This window comes from Mycobacterium sp. E342 (genome assembly GCF_001667665.1).
GTDB lineage: Bacteria > Actinomycetota > Actinomycetes > Mycobacteriales > Mycobacteriaceae > Mycobacterium.
Map to the genome: position 1 here is coordinate 33996 of NZ_LZJM01000152.1, position 19633 is coordinate 53628.

A 19633-nucleotide genomic window follows, 5' to 3' on the forward strand; every position below is an offset into this window, starting at 1 on the left:
GAGTGCGAATCGGGAGGGCTGCGATCGTGGGCGCCGTCATCATGCTGGGCACGCTGTTCGGGCTGATCGTCGCGATCTTCGGTCTGGTGCTGCGCTTCGACCCGCAGGCACGCCGGACTCCGGGACACGACCGGTGAGTTCTCCGATGACGCCCGTGATGCAGGCGGCCAGCGACTTCGCGCTCGTCGGCGGCATCGGCTTCACCGCCCTCGGCGTGTACCTGAGCGTGCGCCGGCGCCGCCTGCACCCACTCCTGCTGCTGTGTATCTCGGCGATCTCGTTCTCGTGGATCGAGGCGCCCTACGACTGGGCGATGTACGCGCAGTTCCCGCCGGCCATCCCCCGCATGCCCTCGTGGTGGCCGCTGAATGTGACCTGGGGCGGGCTGCCCCTGTTCGTTCCCGTCGGCTACGTCTCCTACTTCGTGCTGCCGGCCGTGACAGGCACGGCGCTCGGGCGATGGCTGAGCGCACGGTTCGGATGGCGCAGGCCCCCAACGCTGTTGGTGGTCGGTCTCGTCGTCGGCTTCTGCTGGGCACTGTTCTTCAACGGGTTCGTGGGCGCCAAGCTCGGCGTGTTCTATTACGGCAGCGTCATTCCCGGGCTGGCGATCCGCGAGGGGACCGTCCACCAGTACCCGCTTTACGACTCCCTCGCGATGGCCATCCAGATGATGGTCTTCACCTATCTGCTGGGCCGCACCGACGCGCAGGGACGCAACGTGATCGAGATGTGGGCCGAGCACAGGTCGAGGAGCCGCCTCGGCTCGTCACTGTTGTCCGTCCTCGCCGTCGTCGTGGCCGGAAACGTCCTCTATGGGGCGGTTTTCGCGCCCCACCTGATCACGAAACTCGGTGGCTGGGTGACCGCCGGGCCGACGGAACAGTTGTTCCCCGGCGTACCGAACCAACCCGAGTAGTTGGGTGCGCCTCCGCAGTCACCCGAGCGCCTGCGGCAGCACGACTTCCCCCACGCGCTGCAGATACGGCCACGCGACGTCCGGTGGCAGCCCGCCGCACAGCGGTGACAGGTTGAGCACCTGGCCGGCGCGGACCCGCGAAATGGCTTCCGGCACAGAGATGATGACGTGCGATTTCCCGGTCGCACGCAGCTCGTCGACGTTGTTCACGTGCGAGAAGCCGGCCGTGGTCTCGTCGCCGGGATTCCACGCGGCATAGGTGCGCACGTCATGCAGCAGATGGTCGCCGATCTCTTTCCACGCCCGATCGACGTCGTCGGCGACGAACACGACCGACGGGGTATCACGGTCGGGGAAGAAGGTGGGCCCGGGCTCGTGGCCGTGCTCGCGACAGGCGGCCTCGTAGGCCTCCCGAATACCCGGAGCATTCGCGTTGCCCAGCATGCCCAGGCCATACCTGCCCGCCCGCCGGGCCGCCGCCAAAGTTCCGCCGCCCCACATCAATCCCGGACCGCCTGCGGTCAGGGGGCGAGGTGTCACGGTGATCCGCCGACCGTCTTCGACGACAGTTTCGCCGGCAAGCAGCCGCCGCAACAGCGCGAGTTTCTCGTCGCAGAGGCGGCCACGGGTCTTCATCGGCACACCGAAATGCTCGAACTCCTCGGGCCGATAGCCCAGCGCGAGGATGTACGACGCCCGCCCACCGCTCAAAATGTCGAGCACCGCCATGTCCTCGGCGAGCCGCACGGTTTCGTAGAACGGGAGAATCAGGATCAGGCTCAGGGCCAGACGCTGCGTGCGTGCCGCCACGGCCGACGCCAACAAGAACGGGGACGGTAGGTAGCCGTCGTCGGAACCGTGATGTTCGCAGAAGACGGCGGCCAGGGCGCCGTGATCCTCGGCCCACGCCGAAATGTCGGGTGCCGCGGCGTACAGATCGGTTGGGGCCGCAGCCCACTCGGGATCGCGCATATCGAAGCGCAGTGTGTACACGGCGGCCTCCTAGCTGCCCTAATCTTTAGGATGCACGTTACATGTTCAGTCGAACGCGTAAAGCGGCAGAGTCGTCGGAATGTCCAGCGAGCTGAGCAGGCCGGGCGGCGCCTCGACGACATACGGGATCGCGTTGACCGGCGACCCTCAAGGATCCGCGCAGGGCCGGCGTTGGTGGAATGACGTCCGCGGCCGGCGCGATGGTCGCCACCGCGATGCGCGTCGTCAACGCCGTGCCGTATGTCGTTGCCGCCGAACCGGGGTTGCTGAGTTCGGTCGACCTCCCGCTCACGATTCCCAAGCACGCGTTCGCCACCTAGTCTGCCGGGGTGACGTTTAACCCGCTCGAGGAACTCACCCTCCCCCAACTGCGGCTGCGCACCAGCATGAAGTGGCGCGCGCACGCCGACGACGTATTGCCGCTCTGGGTTGCGGAGATGGACGTCAACCTGGCGCCGACGGTGGCCGCGGCCCTGCGCCGGGCCATCGACATCGGTGACACCGGATACCCTTGCGGCACTGCATTTGCCGAAGCGGTCAGTGAGTTCGCCTCGCGGCGTTGGCAATGGCACGACCTGGAGGTCGGCCGCACCGCGATCGTCCCCGACGTCATGCTCGGCGCCGTGGAGCTGTTGCGTCTGGTCACCGACCGCGGCGACGCCGTTATCGTCAACCCGCCCGTGTACGCCCCGTTCTACGCGTTCGTCTCGCACGACGGCCGCCGCATCATCGAGGCCCCACTGGACGCCGACGGCCGGATCGATTTGACCAACCTGGAGGACGCGTTCGCCCGCGCCGGCGCGTCGGGCGGCAGGGTCGCGTACTTGCTGTGCAACCCGCACAACCCGACCGGCTCGGTGCATACCGGCGAGGAATTGCGCCAGGTCGCCGAACTCGCCCGCCGGTTCGCCGTCCGGGTGGTCTCCGACGAGATCCATGCGCCCGTCGTCCTGTCCGGGTCGCGGTTCACCCCGTACCTGACCGTCCCCGGCGCGGAGAACGCCTTCGCCCTGACGTCCGCCTCCAAGGCGTGGAACCTGTCCGGCCTGAAGGCGGCCCTGGCCATCGCGGGTCCGGAGGCGGCAGCTGATCTGCGCCGGATGCCGGAGGAGGTCAGCCACGGGCCGAGCCACCTGGGCGTCATCGCCCATGCCGAGGCCTTCCGGAGCGGCGGCGAATGGCTTGACGAGCTGCTACGCGGCCTCGACCGCAACCGCCGGCTGCTCGGCGACCTGGTCGCCGAACACCTGCCGAATGTGAAATATCAATGGCCGCAAGGGACTTACCTCGCGTGGCTCGACTGCCGGGAGCTCGGGTTCGTCGACGACGCCGCCGACGGCCTTGCGGTGGTCGCCGACCTGTCCGGGCCCGCCCGGTGGTTCCTCGAACACGCCCGGGTGGCGCTCAGTTCCGGCCACGTTTTCGGAACAGGCGGGGCGGGGCACGTCCGGCTGAACTACGCGACCTCGGCGGCCATTCTCACCGAGGCCGTGTCCCGGATGGGCCGGGCGCTCGCCGACAGGGGCTAGGCGGGGATCTCCTCGGCCCCGCGACCCAGGTTGCGGAACCCCTCGGCGGGCTCCTTGAACCCGAGCACGAAGGGCAACGAGCTCAATTCCAGCTTCATCGTCGCCCCGAACCGGCGAAAGAAGCTGGACTGGACCGGAGCGAGGGAAACCTGCGCCGTCGCAAGGTCGATGTAGTGCGTCGACGTCTCCCCGAGGTCGTCGAACACGTGCATCAGCGGTTTGCACTGCGAGCGCACGGATTCGTCCAGGCCCGCCGCGACGGGATCGGTCATCAACACGTATTCGACCACGGGCACCAGGTTTTTCAGCATGCGATGCACCAGGATCACGTCGAAGCCCGCGAGTTCCACGTGGCGCTTCACCCGTTGTTCGGCCACCTCACCCTGGTGGACGACGAACTTCAACGACAGGTTGTCCAGTTGCGCGCAACACGCGCACTCGCAGGCCAGATCCTTCTTGAACCGCTCGCGCCGCGCGATGAACGCCTCCCGCATCCGGGACAGCCGGTCACACACCAGCACTTTGGCGTCGCCGTCGGGCGCCCAGAAGAAGGCGGCGTCGCCCTCCAGCTTGGCCAGCTTCATGCCCTTGCCGGCGTCGATCACCGACTCCAGCAGCCCTGCCACCGTCAACTGGGCATGCGCCAGGTGGGTGCGGTTCCACTGCATGTAGTGGGTATAGCCGCTGATATCGGCAATGAGCAGGACCGCACGCCGAATCGCCATGAACAAACCAGTTTAATGTCCTGTCAACGCCTGGCCCAATGAAATCTCCCACTAGACGAACTCGCGTCGCCGCGAGAGGCTAACTCAAGGCGCCCGCCCACCGGAGGAGCTGAATATGCATGTGCTACGAACCCCGGATTCCCGATTCGAAAACCTGGAAGGTTATCCGTTCGTAGCGAACTACCTCGACGTGGCGGCAAGCGACACGCAGCCGCTGCGCATGCACTACCTCGACGAGGGCCCGGCGGATGGGCCGCCGATCGTGCTGCTGCACGGCGAGCCCACCTGGAGCTACCTGTACCGGACGATGATCCAGCCCCTCGCCGACGCCGGGAACCGCGTGCTCGCGCCCGACCTGATCGGCTTTGGTCGCTCCGACAAGCCGGACCGGATCGGCGATTACACCTATCAGCGGCACGTCGAATGGGTGACCTCCTGGTTCGAGCGGCTCCACCTGAAGGACGTGACGTTGTTCGTGCAGGACTGGGGATCGCTGATCGGGCTGCGCATCGCCGCCGAGCAGGGTGACCGCATCGCACGATTGGTGGTCGCGAATGGTTTCCTGCCCACCGCGCAGCGGCCCACCCCGCCCGCTTTCTACGCCTGGCGGGCGTTCGCGCGCTACTCCCCCGTGTTGCCCGCCGGCCGCATCGTCTCGGTCGGGACCGTCCGGCGGGTTCCGGCCCGGGTGCGGGCGGGGTACGACGCGCCGTTCCCCGACAAGACGTATCAGGCCGGTGCTCGCGCCTTCCCTCAGTTGGTGCCGACCTCAGCGGACGATCCCGCGATCCCCGCCAACAGAGCCGCATGGAAAGTCCTGGGACAGTGGGAGAAACCCTGCCTCGCCATCTTCGGCGCCCGCGACCCCATCCTCGGGCGGGCCGACCGTCCCCTGATCCAGCACATCCCCGGCGCCGCGGGCCAGCCGCACGCCCGCATCAACGCCAGTCACTTCATCCAGGAAGACTCCGGACCCGAACTGGCCGAACGCATTCTGTCCTGGCAGCAGGCCCTGCGCTGACCGCGCGTGGGCGCCGAAATCGACGCCAGCGTGTAATTCACCCGCACTTCTTCGCGCCAGCGTCGATCTCGGTGACCGGAACGCACACGAAATCCCTTGCGAAGCAGGGCCTGTCGACGGCAAACCGACGCGGCTGAAAGCCTAGCGGGTGACCGCGAGCACCGCCTCGGCCAGCTCGGGCCGGCAGACCACCAGATCGGGCAACTTCGGGTCCGACCGGTTGTAGGCCAGGGCGGACCCGTCGATGCGCGACGTGTGCAGACCGGCGGCGCGGGCCACGGCCACCGGGGCGGCCGAGTCCCACTCGAACTGGCCGCCGGCGTGCACGTACACGTCGGACAACCCCTGGACCAGCGACGCGACCTTTGCCCCGGCGGAGCCCATCTCCACCAGCACGCCGTCCAGCGCGTCGCGGACGGCCAGGGCGATGGCGGGCGGCCGGGTGCGTGACACCACGATGCGCGGCTTGCCCGGGGCCGTGGGTGGCGAATCGACCTCCGGGGTGGCCAGGGTGATGCCCTGCGCCGGCAGCGCCACCGCACCGGCAACCAACTCGCCCGCCTCCCACAGCGCGACGTGCACCGCCCAGTCGTCGCGCCCGAGTTCGGAGAATTCCCGCGTGCCGTCCAGCGGGTCCACGATCCACACGCGTTCCGATCGCAGTCGGACCGGGTTGTCGGCCCCCTCCTCGGACAGCACCGCGTCGTCGGGCCGCTCGTCGGTGAGAGCCGCCATCAGGAAATCGTGGGATCGCTTGTCGCCCGCGGCTTTCCGCTCGCTTGCGTCGGCGTCGGCGAACTCTTCGCGCACCGTGAGCAGGAGCCGCCCGGCCTCGGTCGCCAACCGCGCCGCCAGTTCGTGGTCATCCATCAGTCGCAGGGCCATCACAATCCTTAAGTTGGTAGCGTTGACCAACTTTACCCTGCCTAGGCGAAGGCTGACGGGCACCACCCCGGGAGGAACGGTTCGGCCGTAATCTGGTGAACGTGAGCGGGGGCAACGTTCCTTTGTTGAGCCGACTGGGACGCCTTCCACGGGGGCGCCTGATCGTGATCGGCATCGTCTTGGCGGTCGCGTTGGGGGGCCTGCTCGCTTTTGTCGGGTTCAACCTGACCCAGGGCAGTCAGGCCGCGGCCCCGGCCACGTCACTGCCGCCACCGCCGCAGAGCTTCGCCATCCCTGGTTGCTACAACATGTCCGTTCCGCCGGTCGAGCGCCCGAAGCGGCTCAACGTGCTGGGCTGCGCGAGCGTCGCCGTTGCGCTGCAAGACATGTCGTGGAGCTCGTGGGGGCCGCAGGGCGCCGAGGGGACCGGCACGGCCGTGTTCAAGGTCTGCGACCCGAATTGTGCGGCGGGCTATCAGCTGACGGAGCCGGTTGTCGTGCACGCGTGGAATCCGCAACCGCCGCGGCGCGAAGCCATCTGCCAGGCGGGCCTGAACATCTTCGCCGACATGATCCTGGCCTTCCCCAAAGACGTCCCCCCACCAAACGTTCAGAAGATGAACGCCCAGTACAACGGACAGCCGGCCGTGCACTTCGCCAACTACTCGAGCGGTGATACGCGCGGCACCCAATTCATCGGCTACACGTTCTGCAACTAGCCAGGTCCGATGCTCACGATCGCCGCGCCCAATGGCGGCGACCCGCCGCCAGACTTCGCGATCGCCGCTAGACCTCGATGACGACGGCACCGCCCTGGCCGCCGCCCGCGCACATGGCCGCGACGCCGATGCCGCCGCCCCCGCGGGCCAGCTCATAGGCCAGCGTGGTCACCATGCGCGCGCCCGACGCCGCGATCGGGTGCCCGAGGCTGCACCCGCTACCGGAGAAGTTGACCTTCTCCTCGTCGATGCCGTACTCGCGGCACGCGGCGATCGGCACCGAGGCGAACGCCTCGTTGATCTCCCACAGCGCCACATCGCCGACTGACAGACCGGCCCGCTGCAGCACCTTGCCGATGACCTTGACGGCACCCAGCCCGGTGTCCCTGGGGGCGACACCCGCGGCGGCCCACGCCCGCACCGTGCCCATCACGTTGAGGTTCTCCGCGGTGGCGTACTCGCTATCGACGAGGGCGACCGCCGCGGCGGCGTCGTTGGTGCCGCTGCTGTTGCCCGCGGTGATCGAGAATCCCTCGATCTCGGGGTGCAGCACCTTGAGTGCGGCCAGCTTCTCGACGGTGGTGTCCCGGCGGGGATGCTCGTCGACGGAGAAGTCGATCACCGAACCGTCGAGCTGCGTGACCTTCAGCGGGACGATCTCGTCGACGAACTTGCCCGCATCCATGGCCGCGATCGCGCGCTGATGCGACCGGGCGGCCCAGGCGTCCATTTCCTCCCGGGTGATGCCAACCGCCTGCGCCGTATTCCAGCCGACGGTGATCGACATGTCGCGGCTGGGCGCGTCGGGCGTCTCCACATGTGTCGGCGGCATCCACTGCTCCTGGAACTTCAGCTCAGGACCGGGGATTCGCCAGTTGGTCAGCGGCGTCATCGACAACGACTGCACGCCGCCGGCGATGAGGACGCGTTCCATCCCGGAACCGATCTGGGCCGCGGCATTTCCGATGGCGGTCAGGCTGCCGGCGCAGTGCCGATTCACCGACTGGCCGGGAATGTCCTCCATTCCGGTCGCGGTCGCCGCATAACGCGCCAAATCGCCTCCCCCGTAATGGGATTCGGCGAAGATGATGTCGTCGATCGCGGATGGGTCGACGCCGGACCTGCGCACCACCTCCGGAAGCACCGTGGTGATCAGCGCCTCGGGGGGTGTGTTGACGAGCGTGCCTTTGAAGGAACGGCCGATCGCGGTCCGAACCGCTCCGACAATGACGGGTGTGGCCATGTGCTCAACCTCGAAGGGTCTGGCTGCGGTCGGCAGCAACGGGTGGGTGGAATCGTATCCAATACCGTATGAGCAATAGTAACGGGTTAGGTTGCAGGCCCCGCCGGCTGTGACGGCGCTAACAATGAAGCGACCGCCGGCGGCCTAAACTTGCACCATGCCACTTGGGCGCGACTACACGGGCCAGAGCTGTGCGCTCGCCCGTGCGCTGACGATCCTTGGCGAGCGCTGGACGCTGCTGATCGTCCGCGACGCCTTCCACGGGTTGACCCGCTACGACGAATTCCTTCGCAGCCTCGGGCTGGCGACAAATGTGTTAAGCGCTCGGCTGCAGAAGCTGGTCGATCACGGCGTGATGGAGCGCAGCGGGTCGCGCGGCTCGTACCACCTGACCCAAAAGGGCCGCGACCTGTTCCCGGTGGTGTTGACGCTGATGGCCTGGGCCGACCGACACGAACCGGGTCCGGACGGTCCCGAGGTCCTCATCCTCCACACCGGCTGCGATCACCAGGCCGGTGGCGCGCTGCGATGCGAGCACTGCGACGAACCCATCGGGCTGCGCGACCTGCGCGTCGTGCCGGCGCCCGGTGCCGTCGGAGCGGATGGCGAGCCGACCACCCTGACGCCGCCTCAACTGGCTGCGTGGGAAGGCCGTCCGGCTCGACATTGAGTCGCGCCATTGCCGACCCACTTGCACCATGCAAGTATGCTCCCATGTCGATCAGTGCCGATCTTGGCCAGGAGCGTCGCGTCGTCATCCCGCAAGGCGCGATCAGCTACCGCGACCGCGGCGATGGCCCGCCGATCGTGTTCGTGCATGGCGTCGGCGTCAACGGCGATCTGTGGCGAAACGTCGTGCCGCGCTTGGCCCGCAGCCGTCGATGCATCACGCCAGACCTGCCGTGGGGCTCGCATTCGCTGCCGCTGAAAGCCGATGCAGATCTGTCGCTGCCCGGCATGGCCCGGATCACCGCGGACTTCATCGCCGCCTTGGACCTCGACGACGTCACGATCGTCGCCAACGACACGGGTGGCGCCGTCGCGCAAGCGCTGGTGGGACGCCATCCCGAACGGATCGCCCGCCTGGTGCTCACCTCGTGCGACGCGTTCGAGAAGTTCCCGCCCACGCCACAGAAGTACCTGGAGGTAATGGCACGCTCGCGGCTGCTCACTTGGATCGTCGCCTACACGGCGCAGTTCAAGACGATCCAGCGCCTGCCCACTGCCTACGGGTTTGTGACCTCACGGCCCATGCCCCCAGATATCATGCGCTCCTTCACCGACCCCGTGCGCCTCAACCCGGGAGTCAGGCGCGACTTCCGCCGCATGCTGCGAGCGGTCGACACGAAATACACGTTCGAGGCCGCGGACCGGCTCACCGGCTTCGACAAACCCGCGCTCGTGCTCTGGGCCGACAACGACAAGATCTTTCCCCGCGACCACGGACGGCGGCTGGCAAAGCTATTGCCGCAAGGCCAATTTGAACTTATCGCCGGCAGCCGCACCTTCATCCCCGAAGAGCAGCCCGATCGCCTTGTCACCGCGATCGAGGGCTTCCTTGACGCACACCCGACGAGAGCGGAGTGACCGATGGTCTGCACGCCCCCGGTTGGCTCGCTGGAATGGGAAAGGCGGGGCGGCCCGCCGCTGTCGGCGCCACAGCGCCTGGCTCTGCTCGCCGGCACCGGCGCGGTGCTACTCGGTGACGCCGCTCCCCGACTGCGCTGGGCGCTCCGCCGCTTTCCTATTGCCGCACCCGGGGTTCCCCGAAAGATCGACCTGACGCAGTGGGCACCGCCGCACACGGACGCGGTCCGCGCGGCCGAGGAGCGCCTGCGCGCCGTCGCCAGCCCGCAGATCGTCAACCACAGTTACCGCACCTATTACTTCACGGCCATCCGCTACGAGTTGAGCGGTCACCCCGACCCAATCGACCGCGAAGCGCTGTGTGTCGCAGCGCTACTCCACGACGTCGGGCTCTTCGACCCCGGTCGGCAAGGGTGCTTCACCGTCGCCGGCGCCAGACAGGCTCGCGAGATCGCGGCGGCCGCCGGGTGGACGGGCGCACGTCAGGACAGCGTGGCCCTGGCCATCACGACCAACCTCAACCCGTTCGTCCCGGCGCACCGATACGGAGCGATAGCTCACTGGCTCCGTGTGGGCGGATTGGTCGACGTCCTGGCCCAGCAATGGGCGCTGCACCCCGACAACCTCGACGAGATCCTCAACCGCTACTCCCGAGACGGATTCGCCGAGGACACCGCCCGACTCGTCAAGCAGGAAGCACGCCGAAACCCCGGCTGTCGATTCGCGTGCTTTGGACCGATCTTTCCCACGGCGGTCCGCTGGAGCACATTCACCACGGCACAAGACACAATAGGTCGATGACCACCCCCCTCGCTGGATCCGACGCGACCCAGAACACGGCCTACCGCATCGCGGCAATGCTCGTGGGCGTTGGCACCCTGCACTTCCTGGCGCCCAAGCCGTTCGACGACATCGTCCCCGCCGAGCTGCCCGGCGACGCGCGCCTCTACACCTACGCATCGGGAGTCGCCGAGATAGCCATCGGAGCGCTCTTGGTGCCACCGCGCACCCGACGGCAGGCCGCGCTGGCGGCCGCCGCACTCTTCGTCGGTGTGTTCCCGGCCAACGTCAACATGTGCCGGTTGTGGTGGGGCAAGCCCTGGCCGATGCGCATCGCCGCGCTGGCCCGGCTGCCGCTGCAAATCCCGATGATCACCACCGCGCTCAAGATCAGACGCAACAGCTGACGCCCCCGGGTGGTCACCCACGCCACATCCGTCCCTGCCGGCGGAAAGGCTCGTGGTGGATTCGTGACCGATGCGACGCAGGGGCTGAAATGCAAATCAGTTGTGCCGCAAGGCCCCGGTGTCGACTGAGCGTCCGAGGTAGGCCATGAGCCGGGCCGTCGGCGTCGCATCATGCGGCGCGGCCTGGGCCGGTCCGAAGCCGCCCGGTCGCCGCAACATGTGCTCCGGCAACGACTCCACCAGCCCGCGACAAAACCCCAGCAGGTCTGCGGGCAGCTCGATCAACCGCCCTTGCGAGCGGTGGATGTCCCAGGCGTGCAGGGCCAGGTCCGAGACCGGGAAGGCCAGCGCCCGGCGCAACGGAACCTGACCTTCCGGCGATTTCCGCATCCCGTCGAGGTCGGCACCGGGCAGTGCGTCGTCCAGCCGCGTTGCCAGTTCGCGAAGTCGCGCGGCCGGGTCGTCGCAAACCCAGTCCGACGGTTCAGAGGGACGGTCCCAGATTTCGCCGTCCTCGACGAGCGTCACCACCTTCGCTGCGCTGCCGGTCACGTGACCCACCAGCTCGCGCAAGCTCCAGCCCTCGAGGTTGGACGGGCGGTCCCAGCTCTCCGGCGCAATCCGGTCGACGGCGTCGATGAGCAGGTCGATCGCCTCGGCAGCCATCACGCCGATCCGGGAGGTCGTGTCGTCCATGCCGTGTATCTCCTTGGGGTTAGCCAACTTCCCGCTTCGCGGCGCGGTGCAGCCACACGAACTTGTTCTGTCCCGCCGCGCCCGCGAGGAACGGCCGCACCAGTGCCGGGTAGGCCTTCATCGCGTCCGCGCGGGAGATCAATTCGGGCCTGTCGAGCGCGTACTCGTCGCCGTTCCACCTCAGCGTGCACTCACCGGCGGCCAGCACGTTCTCCAACCAGTCAACATGGGGATACGCCGCCGCGAGCACGAAACCGTCACCGAATGGGTAGGCACTCAGCGGCGTCACATAGGTCCGGCCGGTGCGCCGCCCGACGTGGCGCAACGCACTCAGGTTGAAATAGAGCATCCCCGGGCGCGTTCCGGCGACCACGCGCAGATAGGGATTGACACGCTTGGTGAGCCGGCGGGTCCAATCGCTCAATCGCTCGACTTGCATCAGCATCCCCCAGCCGAGCAAGAGCAGATACAGGACCACGACAACCACGGCAGCGGCGGCGGGCAGCGCCACGAGCGCACGCCAAAACTTTCTGCTCGTCAGCAAGGCAACCTCCTCGGTTCTGGCGAGGAACCTCCCACCGTCGGTCGCGTACCGTCCAAGTCTAGGTCGCAAGCCTCGTATCGAGTCGCCGTGTTGAACTCATCGACCGCGGACGTTAAGACTTGACATCGGTTGATGACACAGAAGGGCGGCCGCGTGGGCAGAGCAGATATCGCGGCGGCCCTCGCGGTCGCGGCCGCGCTGATGGTTGGCATCGGAGACGTCATCCAACAGCGATCCGCCCAACAGGTCACCGACGAACCGGTGGGCACCCTCGCCCTATTCCGCCGGCTGCTGCGCGACCGTCAGTGGTGGACCGGCAGCCTGGTGGCCGGCGCCGGGTTCGGGTTTCAGGCCGCCGCGCTGGGCTTTGGCTCGGTGGTGCTCGTGCAAGCGCTGTTGGTGACGTCGTTGCTGTTCGCGTTGCTCATCAGCGCCCGGGTGAACCACCGCAAAATCACTGCCTGGCAAGCGCTTTGGGCGGTGTTGCTGGCGGCCGCGGTGGCGATCGTGGTGACGGTCGGCGACCCCCAGGAGGGGACGCCACGCGGGTCGGTGCAAATCTGGACGATCGTGGCGCTGGTGATGGGTCCGGCGCTCATCCTGTGCGTGATCGGCGCGCGGATGTTCCCGGGCGCGGTTGCGGCGCTGTTGCTGGGGCTGATGTCCGGCTCGCTGTGGGGATTGTTCTCGGTCTTGACCAAAGGCGTGGTCGACCAGCTCGGCCACGGCATCCCTGCCCTGCTCCGCACGCCCGAGTTGTACGTGTGGGTGGTGGTGGCGATCGCGGCCACCGCCTGGGAGCAGTCGGCGTTTCGTGCGGGCCCGCTCACCGCGTCGCTGCCCGCGGTGACCGTCGCCGAGCCCGTTGTCGGATCGGTGCTCGGTGTCACCGTGCTGGGCGAGACGCTACGGACCAACGATGCCGGCCTGGTGGCACTGGGCGTGTCGGTCGCGGTCATGGCCGCGGCGACGGTGGCGCTGGCCCACAGCCAGGCCGCCGCCGCCCCGCCGGCCGGCGAAACACCCGCGTTATCAACCTGATTGGGTGTGCGAGCCGACGCGGTGCGCGGTGCCGTCCGGATCGACGTAGGCGAATTCGCGCAATCCGTACGGCGTGTCGTGCGGCGGGATCAGCCGGCCCTCGAGGCCTTGCACCGCCTCCCACTCCGCGTAGAGGGCGTCGGCGTCGCTGACGTACAGGTACAGGCTGGCGGCCGTGCGCAGCGGGTCATGCTCGTCCCATTCGGTGAGGTGGATCGACACCGGTCCGCGGTCGGCGAACCCATAGCGCTCGGGACCGTCGTATTCGCGTGCGTCGAACCCGAGTCGCCGATAGCGGTCGATCGCGGCATCGAGGTCTCGGACCGGGACGATCGGCGCCACCGAGGTGAAGTTCACTGCGGACACCCGGCGAACATATCGCTTGGCGCGGATTTTCCTCGCGGGAGATGGCTGCTGTCGTAGGCTTCGTTGGCGAACAACTCGTGAACACCCGACGCGCTGGGGGTGCGCGAAAATGCTTGAGAGGGGACTCGAGCAGGAAGGGCCTCGACATGCGCCAGCTCAAAACTGCAGTCGCCGTTGCCGCCTCCGCCGGAGTTCTGGTCTCCGGTTGCGGCCACAACGACGGGGGCGGAGCCGCCTCGCCGTCCACCACGACCACCGCGGCGGCGCCCAAAGGGCCCCTGACGAAGGACCAGCTGGCCAACCTCATGCTCAGCCCGACCGAGCTGGACACCGTGCTCGGCGTCACGGGTACTTACAGCGACCCGCCGAAAACCGCTCTGGTACTAGACCCGGTCAAGCGCAGTGACTACACGGTTCCCCCCGAATGCGCCTACGCCGTCCGCGCGGCCCTGGAAGGCGTTTACGCCGACAGCGGGAACAGCGCGGTCTACGGCTACCACGACGTCGCACCCGCTCCCCCGGGTGCGACCGACATGGAAAGGCCGGACGTCGATCAGTTCGTGGTGTTGTTTCCTTCGCCGGATCAGGCGACCGCGTTCTTCACTGCCTCGTCCCAGCGGTGGCCGGCCTGCGCCAACCGCCAGGACACCGTTCCCGCCGAGGGCGGTCAACCGGAACTGCAGTGGAAGGTCGGCGACGTTGCCACCACCAACGGGGTTGTGCGCGCCGCCGTGACGGTGACCGTCACCGCTAGCACCGGGAACGTCACCATGCCGTGTCAGCGGGCGCTGACCGTCCGCAACAACGTCGTCATCGACGTCGACGCGTGCCGCAAGGACGTCGGAGACCTCGGCGTCAACGTCGCCAACCAGATCGCCGCAAAGGTCGACAAGCAATAGGCGGGCAACAGGGCGGCGTACCGGCGCGCGCCTCCCGAACCCCGTTGGCCGCCCGGCGTTCACCCACCTGCAGTAGCTACTCGCGGCGACCCCGGCGTACGATCTTGCGGCCGAACCCGGTCAAGCCACGACACTTGCGTCACCGCCAATACTGGCGGTAAGCCGTAGCTGCACACGTTGTCGCGGAATCGTTTCGGGCGGTCCGCTCGAAGGTCGGTCGTGGGGTGTCGAAAGGGAACGGAATGAGCGCATCGGAGACGGCGGCCGAAAGTGGCGGGGGGCGGCCGGTGATTCACCTCTCACAGTTGCTGCGCGCCCCGGTGCTGGCCCGCGCCGGGGAGACCGTGGGCCGGGTCGAGGACGTGATCGTGCGGCTGCGCGGCACCGACGAGTATCCGCTGGTGACCGGGATCGTCGCCGGGGTCGGCGGACGGCGGGTCTTCATCGGCGACAAGACCATCGATGAGTACAACGCCGAGCGAGTTCTGTTGACCAAGAACAAGGTTGACCTCCGCGGCTTCGAGCGCCGCGACGGTGAGGTGCTGTTGCGCGCCGACGTGTTGGGCCACCGGCTGATCGACGTGGCCAACGTGGAGCTGATACGGGCGTACGACGTGGAGCTGGAAGATACCGGCGCCGGGTGGATGCTGACGCGGGTGGACACCCGACGGCCGCCACGGTTATTCGGGCTGATCAAGCAGTCCGGTGGGCACGCCGCTCGCGATTGGAAGGCATTCGAACCGCTGATCGGCGACGCTCGCTCGGACGCCGTGCGGCGCTTGTCCGATCGGTTCGGCGAGTTCAAAGCCGCCGAGATCGCCGACCTTCTCGAGGAGGCCGACAAAGCCGAGGGCGGCGAGATCCTCGACCGGGTGCGCAGCGACCCCGAACTCGAAGCGGATGTGTTCGAAGAGCTGGAGCCGGAAAAGGCAAGCCGCCTTCTCGATGGCATGCCCGACACCGAGGTCGCCGGGCTGCTCGGCCGGATGCGCGCCGACGACGCCGCCGACGCGATCGCCGATCTGCGCCAGTCGCGGCGGCGGCGGGTACTGGAGCTGATGCCCGGCCCCCAGCGCACCAAGGTCATCACCCTGATGGGCTTCAACCCCGAGAGCGCCGGCGGGTTGATGAACGTCGACTTCGTCGCCTGCGCCGCGACCAGCACGGCGGCGGAAGCATTGAGGTTGCTCGCCACCGCCCACACCATCCAGCCGGAGGCCCTCATCAAAGTGCACGTCCTCGACGAGGACGGACGGCTCGACGGTGTGGTCTCGGTGATCACACTGCTGCAGGCTCAGGCCGGTGAAACCCTTGAGGGGCTGATGGATTCGGACCCCGTGCGGGTCACCGCCGACGCCGACCTGACCGACGTCGCGCTGTTGATGGCCGACTTCAACCTCTATTCCATCCCGGTCGTCGACGACCAGGACCGCGTGCTCGGGGTGGTCACCGTCGACGACGTGCTGGAGGCCACCATCCCCGAGGACTGGCGGCGGCGTGAACCCGCGCCGCGTCCCGTCCGCGAGCCCACCCAACCCGGCGACCACCACACGCGCGCGCCGGGAGGTAACGCGCTGTGACCACAGGTCGCGAGGAGACGGCCCGTAGCGCGGTGCTCGACACCGCGCACCTGGGTGACATCGAGGGCGCCTTCGGACGGATCAGCGTCGGCGAGACCGAGCACCCCCGCACCTGGAAGACGCGGCTGCTGACCCTGCTCGCGATCGTCGGTCCGGGAATCATCGTCATGGTCGGCGACAACGATGCCGGCGGCGTGGCGACCTACGCACAGGCGGGTCAGAACTACGGCTACTCCCTGCTGTGGGTGCTGCTCCTGCTGGTGCCGGTGCTCATCGTCAATCAGGAAATGGTGGTCCGGCTCGGCGCGGTCACCGGCGTCGGACACGCCCGGTTGATCAACGAACGGTTCGGCCGCGGCTGGGGCTGGTTCTCGGTCGGGGATCTGTTCCTGCTCAACTTCCTCACGATCGTCACCGAGTTCATCGGCATCTCGCTGGCCGCCGAATACATCGGCGTCTCCAAATACGTTGTGGTGCCGATCTCGGCGGTGGCGCTGGTGGCGATCATGGCAAGCGGCAGCTTCCGGCGCTGGGAGCGCGCCATGTTCATCTTCATCGCCATCACCCTGCTGCAGATCCCGATGCTGCTGATGTCCCATCCGCAGTGGGGTCAGGCCGCCAAGTCCTTTGTGATGCCCAGCATCTCAGGCGGGGTGAGTTCGGACGCGGTGCTGCTCATCATCGCCATCGTCGGCACCACCGTGGCCCCCTGGCAGCTGTTCTTCCAGCAGTCCAACGTCGTCGACAAGCGCATCACGCCGCGATTCATCGGCTACGAGCGCGCCGACACCGTGCTGGGCGCCTTCGTCGTCGTCATCGGCGCGGCGGCCCTGGTGATGACCGGCGAATGGGCGGCGCGCTCCACCAACACCGTCGGCGGTTTCACCGACGCCGGCGCGACGGCGCACCTCCTCGGCCAACAGCGCGACACGCTCGGCTCGATCTTCGCGATCGTCTTGATGGACGCCTCGATCATCGGCGCCGCGGCCGTGACGCTGGCCACCAGCTACGCCTTCGGCGACGTGTTCGGGCTGAAGCACTCGCTGCACCGCGGATTCGCCGACGCCAAACAGTTCTACCTGTCCTACACCGCGATGGTGGTGTTGGCCGCGGCCATCGTGCTCATCCCCGGCGCCCCGCTGGGGTTGATCACCACCGCGGTCCAGGCCCTGGCCGGCCTGCTGCTACCGAGCGCCAGCGTCTTCTTGTTGCTGCTGTGCAACGATCGGGAAGTGTTGGGGCCGTGGGTCAACCGGCCCTGGCTCAACTGGGTTGCCGGGTTGATCGTCGGCACGCTGTTGCTGCTGTCGGGAATCCTGATGGCCACCACGCTGTTTCCCAAGCTCGACGTCGTCGCGGTGGCCGGCTACCTGGCCTTGTCCCTGGTCATTCTGGCCGTTGCGGCCATACCGGTGCTGCGCTTGATGGCCCGGCGCCAACCGGCGGCGCCCACCCCCCGGCTACCGGCGCGCGGTGTGGATCGCAACACCTGGCGCATGCCACCGTTGACCCTGCTGGAGCCGGTCGTCTGGTCGCCGGGCACCCGGCTCGGCATGATCGCGCTGCGCGGCTACCTGGTCATCGGCGCGCTGCTCTTGGTGGTCAAGGCAGTCCAGCTCAGCCACTGACCGCTTCTCGTATCCGGCGGGCCACCTCGCCGTACCTCTCGAAACGCTCCGGATCGCCCACGGCGTTGTAAAGGACCAGGCGCGTTGCCTTTCCGGCATATTTGTCCCTCAGCGCGTCGGCCAACCCGTCCCACGTCGACTCGGTGGCGAAGACGGCGATGTGCGCGTCGCTGACCTGGGCTGCCATCCCGGCAAAGTCCCCGGCCTTCTGCTTCTCCCGGATCCGGGCCGTCGTGCCCTCGAACCCCGCCTGGTCCCAGATGAACGCGTAGTTGGGTGTGCTGCCGTAGAAGGCCATGCTGGCGCGCACCGCTTCTCGTTGTTTGGCGCGCTCTTCGTCGCTGTCGCCGACGATGGTCATCACCGGCACGATCACTGCAAGGTCCGACGGCGAGCGGCCGGCCTTCGCCGCCCCTTCGGCGATGCTGGGCAGGACGTGGCGGTCGATGTAGCCCGGCTCGCCGATCGGATGCACGTGCACCCCGTCGGCCACTTCGCCCGCCATCCTCAGCATCCACGGGTTGACCGCTGCGATATCGACTTTCGGATCGGGCGCTGCGATCGGTCCCGGGCTCCATTGCGGGGTGATGAAGTCGAGGTCGTAGAAGTCGCCGTGGTGCTCGAGCGTGCCGCTGCGAAACGCCGCAAAGCACGCCTTGACGGCGAACAAATAGTCGCGCAGCCGCGGACCCGGCCGCTCGAACGCCACTCCGTAGCGCCGGACGACGTGGGTGCGTACCTGCGTGCCCAGGCCCAGCCGGAAGTTCCCGCCGGTCGCTTCCTGAAGCTCCCACGCCGTGGCGGCCGTGACGAAGGGACTGCGCGGAAAGGCCACGGCCACCCCCGTGGACAGCTCGAGGCCCGGCGCGGCCTGGGACGCGACGGCGGCGTTGAGGTAGGCCGTCCGGCCCGTCTCGGTGAACAACAGGCCCGAGAACCCCGCGGATTGCGTTCGCCGGGCCAGGTCGCCGATCTGGTGCAGCGGCTGGGGGACCGTCATCGCGTCGACGTGCATTCCTCGGAGCCTACGTGGGGCCAAGCGGTGCGTTGGCCGCGGCACGACGGCCGCCCCTTGCTGGGCGGCCACTTCACGGTGTTAGCTCTGTAGTCAGCAGCAACCACCGCCGTTTCGTTAACAGGAGGCTCGCGAACATGCTTCGTGGATTGTTCATGGCTGGAGCAATCGCAGCCGGGATTGCCCTGACGTCCCCCGGTCGGGTAGCCCTGGATCGCGACGGTGACGGCATCGCCTGCGAAGTCTGCCACTGACGTTGGCGCGCTCGATGTCTGTGCCAACCGCGCGATTGATCGCCGTCGTCTCGATGGGATGTGCCGGCCTCCTGGCGTGCGGGTCCCAGCACGCCGCGCCGCCCAGTCCCTCCGGCTCGAGCGTGACCAAGCCGGTAGCGTCCACCAGCTCGAGCGCGTCGTCGAGCGCGCCCCGCAGCCCGGCCGAATCCCCCACGGCCACGACCACGCCGACCTGCGTCGGGTTGTCCATCTGCCCGCCACCACCCCCCGACGCCGAGGGGAATCCGGCCTGCTACTACGCCGACGCCTGGCGCGCCGATGACACCGGGTCCGGAATCGAGGTCTGGTATTTCCGCGACCCGAAGAACCCGTCCGGCCCGGAAAAGATCACGGCGCTCGTGCGCAAGAAGGACGGCACCACCGAGTCGCAGGACGCCGACATCGAACCCGGCCAACAGGTGCATCGCTTCGGGTTCCCCAACGCCGCGCCGTCCACGGTGCAAGAGGTCCTGTTCAGCAGCGCCACCGGCCGCTGCTTCGTGATCGGGCCCGGCTGAAGCGCGGGCCCCGGTTGAACAATCAGCGCTTTGGGTGACGGTGGCTCACCGGTGCGGTGAAGCCCTGGGTGTCGTCGAAGTGAGCCCACTGGCCGTCGTCGTTGACTTCCATGCGCCAACCCAGCTCGGTATTGCCGCCGATCGAATGGATGAACCATGCGTGCGCGGACTCTGCGCTGGCAAAATCCTTCGTCGCGACGACCCGGCCACGTGGGTCGATAACGCGAAACTCAACCATGGGATGTGATTATCCCTGCCAGCGA

Annotated in this window: 24 protein-coding genes and 1 pseudogene; 16 read left to right on the forward strand and 9 right to left on the reverse strand. The window is 67.9% G+C overall.

Translation table 11 applies throughout. The features are described from left to right. Window positions 1-2 precede the first annotated feature (2 nt). Both A5692_RS30160 and A5692_RS10215 read left to right on the forward strand, forming a co-directional pair. Window positions 3-137, forward strand: coding sequence for a hypothetical protein (locus A5692_RS30160; protein WP_255397020.1), 135 nt, complete (start codon window positions 3-5; stop codon window positions 135-137). Beyond that, on the forward strand, window positions 134-919 hold the full coding sequence (locus A5692_RS10215; RefSeq protein ID WP_068055235.1) for a spirocyclase AveC family protein: 786 nt from the start codon (window positions 134-136) through the stop codon (window positions 917-919). Before A5692_RS30160 ends, A5692_RS10215 begins: the two co-directional genes overlap by 4 nt. Window positions 920-937: 18 nt before the next feature. On the opposite strand, the gene A5692_RS10220 is transcribed toward A5692_RS10215, so the two are convergent. Continuing rightward, entirely contained in the window at window positions 938-1912 is a 975-nt protein-coding gene (locus A5692_RS10220) for an LLM class flavin-dependent oxidoreductase (protein ID WP_068055238.1), read from the reverse strand. Between the two features lie 140 nt (window positions 1913-2052). Between A5692_RS10220 and A5692_RS29010 the strand changes: the two are divergent. Together A5692_RS29010 and A5692_RS10225 are read left to right on the forward strand one after the other, a co-directional pair. Next, window positions 2053-2232, forward strand: a pseudogene (locus tag A5692_RS29010) (dihydrodipicolinate reductase); the annotation flags it as partial. A gap of 66 nt (window positions 2233-2298) precedes the next feature. Then, the gene (locus tag A5692_RS10225; RefSeq protein WP_369830282.1) at window positions 2299-3441 is read left to right on the forward strand and encodes a MalY/PatB family protein; all 1143 of its coding nucleotides are present in this window, start codon (window positions 2299-2301) and stop codon (window positions 3439-3441) included. Here A5692_RS10225 and A5692_RS10230 read toward each other — a convergent pair. Then, window positions 3438-4166 carry a DUF2652 domain-containing protein gene (locus A5692_RS10230; protein WP_068055244.1) on the reverse strand — a complete coding sequence of 243 codons (729 nt, stop codon included), beginning with the start codon at window positions 4164-4166 and terminating at the stop codon, window positions 3438-3440. The two genes, A5692_RS10225 and A5692_RS10230, sit on opposite strands and share 4 nt — an antisense overlap. A 115-nt stretch (window positions 4167-4281) precedes the next feature. Here A5692_RS10230 and A5692_RS10235 point away from each other — a divergent pair, with 115 nt between their 5' ends. Next, window positions 4282-5187, forward strand: a complete 906-nt coding sequence (locus A5692_RS10235) for a haloalkane dehalogenase (protein WP_068055247.1) — start codon at window positions 4282-4284, stop codon at window positions 5185-5187. A gap of 141 nt (window positions 5188-5328) precedes the next feature. On the opposite strand, the gene A5692_RS10240 is transcribed toward A5692_RS10235, so the two are convergent. Further along, on the reverse strand, window positions 5329-6057 hold the full coding sequence (locus A5692_RS10240; RefSeq protein WP_068055322.1) for a 3'(2'),5'-bisphosphate nucleotidase CysQ: 729 nt from the start codon (window positions 6055-6057) through the stop codon (window positions 5329-5331). A gap of 179 nt (window positions 6058-6236) precedes the next feature. On the opposite strand from A5692_RS10240, the gene A5692_RS10245 reads away from it, so the two are divergent. Further along, window positions 6237-6791: a hypothetical protein gene (locus tag A5692_RS10245; protein ID WP_369830283.1), complete on the forward strand. Its 555-nt coding sequence runs from the start codon at window positions 6237-6239 to the stop codon at window positions 6789-6791. Window positions 6792-6858: 67 nt separating this feature from the next. On the opposite strand, the gene A5692_RS10250 is transcribed toward A5692_RS10245, so the two are convergent. Further along, window positions 6859-8034, reverse strand: a complete 1176-nt coding sequence (locus A5692_RS10250; RefSeq protein ID WP_068055250.1) for a thiolase family protein — start codon at window positions 8032-8034, stop codon at window positions 6859-6861. A 157-nt stretch (window positions 8035-8191) separates the two neighbouring features. On the opposite strand from A5692_RS10250, the gene A5692_RS10255 reads away from it, so the two are divergent. From A5692_RS10255 to A5692_RS10270, 4 genes are read left to right on the forward strand one after another with little or no spacing between them, the layout of a single operon-like run. Next, window positions 8192-8704 carry a helix-turn-helix domain-containing protein gene (locus A5692_RS10255; protein ID WP_068055252.1) on the forward strand — a complete coding sequence of 171 codons (513 nt, stop codon included), beginning with the start codon at window positions 8192-8194 and terminating at the stop codon, window positions 8702-8704. 44 nt (window positions 8705-8748) lie between these two features. Then, window positions 8749-9621, forward strand: a complete 873-nt coding sequence (locus A5692_RS10260) for an alpha/beta fold hydrolase (protein WP_068055255.1) — start codon at window positions 8749-8751, stop codon at window positions 9619-9621. 3 nt (window positions 9622-9624) lie between these two features. Continuing rightward, on the forward strand, window positions 9625-10422 hold the full coding sequence (locus A5692_RS10265) for an HD domain-containing protein (protein ID WP_068055258.1): 798 nt from the start codon (window positions 9625-9627) through the stop codon (window positions 10420-10422). Beyond that, window positions 10419-10808, forward strand: a complete 390-nt coding sequence (locus A5692_RS10270; protein ID WP_068055261.1) for a MauE/DoxX family redox-associated membrane protein — start codon at window positions 10419-10421, stop codon at window positions 10806-10808. The genes A5692_RS10265 and A5692_RS10270 overlap by 4 nt, the downstream gene beginning before the upstream one ends. Before the next feature lie 96 nt (window positions 10809-10904). Here the strand turns inward: A5692_RS10270 and A5692_RS10275 are convergent, their stop codons facing one another. Next, complete coding sequence (locus A5692_RS10275) at window positions 10905-11504, reverse strand: TIGR03086 family metal-binding protein (RefSeq protein WP_068055264.1); 600 nt, start codon at window positions 11502-11504, stop codon at window positions 10905-10907. A 19-nt stretch (window positions 11505-11523) separates the two neighbouring features. After that, the gene (locus A5692_RS10280) at window positions 11524-12015 is read right to left on the reverse strand and encodes a hypothetical protein (protein WP_068055267.1); all 492 of its coding nucleotides are present in this window, start codon (window positions 12013-12015) and stop codon (window positions 11524-11526) included. 186 nt (window positions 12016-12201) lie between these two features. Here A5692_RS10280 and A5692_RS10285 point away from each other — a divergent pair, with 186 nt between their 5' ends. Next, complete coding sequence (locus A5692_RS10285; RefSeq protein ID WP_068055330.1) at window positions 12202-13089, forward strand: DMT family transporter; 888 nt, start codon at window positions 12202-12204, stop codon at window positions 13087-13089. On the opposite strand, the gene A5692_RS10290 is transcribed toward A5692_RS10285, so the two are convergent. Beyond that, window positions 13081-13446, reverse strand: coding sequence for a VOC family protein (locus tag A5692_RS10290; protein WP_082962552.1), 366 nt, complete (start codon window positions 13444-13446; stop codon window positions 13081-13083). The two genes, A5692_RS10285 and A5692_RS10290, sit on opposite strands and share 9 nt — an antisense overlap. A 155-nt stretch (window positions 13447-13601) precedes the next feature. Between A5692_RS10290 and A5692_RS10295 the strand changes: the two genes are divergently transcribed. The 3 genes from A5692_RS10295 (at window position 13602) to A5692_RS10305 (ending at window position 17562) form a co-directional block, all read left to right on the forward strand. Next, window positions 13602-14354 carry a sensor domain-containing protein gene (locus tag A5692_RS10295; RefSeq protein WP_068055273.1) on the forward strand — a complete coding sequence of 251 codons (753 nt, stop codon included), beginning with the start codon at window positions 13602-13604 and terminating at the stop codon, window positions 14352-14354. Window positions 14355-14596: 242 nt separating this feature from the next. After that, window positions 14597-15934, forward strand: a complete 1338-nt coding sequence (locus tag A5692_RS10300; RefSeq protein WP_068055276.1) for a magnesium transporter MgtE N-terminal domain-containing protein — start codon at window positions 14597-14599, stop codon at window positions 15932-15934. Then, a complete protein-coding gene (locus A5692_RS10305) occupies window positions 15931-17562 on the forward strand; it encodes an Nramp family divalent metal transporter (RefSeq protein WP_068055279.1) in 1632 nt (543 codons plus the stop codon). Before A5692_RS10300 ends, A5692_RS10305 begins: the two co-directional genes overlap by 4 nt. Here the strand turns inward: A5692_RS10305 and A5692_RS10310 are convergent. After that, complete coding sequence (locus A5692_RS10310) at window positions 17552-18577, reverse strand: TIGR03617 family F420-dependent LLM class oxidoreductase (protein ID WP_068055281.1); 1026 nt, start codon at window positions 18575-18577, stop codon at window positions 17552-17554. The genes A5692_RS10305 and A5692_RS10310 overlap by 11 nt on opposite strands. A gap of 155 nt (window positions 18578-18732) precedes the next feature. Between A5692_RS10310 and A5692_RS30385 the strand changes: the two genes are divergently transcribed. Both A5692_RS30385 and A5692_RS10315 read left to right on the forward strand, forming a co-directional pair. Further along, window positions 18733-18831: an excalibur calcium-binding domain-containing protein gene (locus A5692_RS30385; protein ID WP_197514415.1), complete on the forward strand. Its 99-nt coding sequence runs from the start codon at window positions 18733-18735 to the stop codon at window positions 18829-18831. A gap of 14 nt (window positions 18832-18845) precedes the next feature. Next, on the forward strand, window positions 18846-19370 hold the full coding sequence (locus A5692_RS10315; protein ID WP_068055284.1) for a hypothetical protein: 525 nt from the start codon (window positions 18846-18848) through the stop codon (window positions 19368-19370). Between the two features lie 22 nt (window positions 19371-19392). Here the strand turns inward: A5692_RS10315 and A5692_RS10320 are convergent, their stop codons facing one another. Then, on the reverse strand, window positions 19393-19608 hold the full coding sequence (locus A5692_RS10320) for a hypothetical protein (protein WP_068055287.1): 216 nt from the start codon (window positions 19606-19608) through the stop codon (window positions 19393-19395). Between the last annotated feature and the right edge of the window lie 25 nt (window positions 19609-19633).

Excerpts from the sequence above, each read along its gene's own strand:
- A5692_RS10260 (WP_068055255.1), top strand. The coding sequence starts at position 8,749 with ATGTCGATCAGTGCCGATCTTGGCCAGGAGCGTCGCGTCGTCATCCCG.
- A5692_RS10300 (WP_068055276.1), top strand. The coding sequence starts at position 14,597 with ATGAGCGCATCGGAGACGGCGGCCGAAAGTGGCGGGGGGCGGCCGGTG.
- A5692_RS10310 (WP_068055281.1), bottom strand. The coding sequence starts at position 18,577 with ATGCACGTCGACGCGATGACGGTCCCCCAGCCGCTGCACCAGATCGGC.
- A5692_RS10295 (WP_068055273.1), top strand. The coding sequence starts at position 13,602 with ATGCGCCAGCTCAAAACTGCAGTCGCCGTTGCCGCCTCCGCCGGAGTT.
- A5692_RS10235 (WP_068055247.1), top strand. The coding sequence starts at position 4,282 with ATGCATGTGCTACGAACCCCGGATTCCCGATTCGAAAACCTGGAAGGT.
- A5692_RS10265 (WP_068055258.1), top strand. The coding sequence starts at position 9,625 with ATGGTCTGCACGCCCCCGGTTGGCTCGCTGGAATGGGAAAGGCGGGGC.
- A5692_RS10255 (WP_068055252.1), top strand. The coding sequence starts at position 8,192 with ATGCCACTTGGGCGCGACTACACGGGCCAGAGCTGTGCGCTCGCCCGT.
- A5692_RS10275 (WP_068055264.1), bottom strand. The coding sequence starts at position 11,504 with ATGGACGACACGACCTCCCGGATCGGCGTGATGGCTGCCGAGGCGATC.
- A5692_RS10315 (WP_068055284.1), top strand. The coding sequence starts at position 18,846 with ATGTCTGTGCCAACCGCGCGATTGATCGCCGTCGTCTCGATGGGATGT.
- A5692_RS10250 (WP_068055250.1), bottom strand. The coding sequence starts at position 8,034 with ATGGCCACACCCGTCATTGTCGGAGCGGTTCGGACCGCGATCGGCCGT.
- A5692_RS10240 (WP_068055322.1), bottom strand. The coding sequence starts at position 6,057 with ATGGATGACCACGAACTGGCGGCGCGGTTGGCGACCGAGGCCGGGCGG.
- A5692_RS10270 (WP_068055261.1), top strand. The coding sequence starts at position 10,419 with ATGACCACCCCCCTCGCTGGATCCGACGCGACCCAGAACACGGCCTAC.
- A5692_RS10225 (WP_369830282.1), top strand. The coding sequence starts at position 2,299 with ATGAAGTGGCGCGCGCACGCCGACGACGTATTGCCGCTCTGGGTTGCG.
- A5692_RS30385 (WP_197514415.1), top strand. The coding sequence starts at position 18,733 with ATGGCTGGAGCAATCGCAGCCGGGATTGCCCTGACGTCCCCCGGTCGG.
- A5692_RS10320 (WP_068055287.1), bottom strand. The coding sequence starts at position 19,608 with ATGGTTGAGTTTCGCGTTATCGACCCACGTGGCCGGGTCGTCGCGACG.
- A5692_RS10230 (WP_068055244.1), bottom strand. The coding sequence starts at position 4,166 with ATGGCGATTCGGCGTGCGGTCCTGCTCATTGCCGATATCAGCGGCTAT.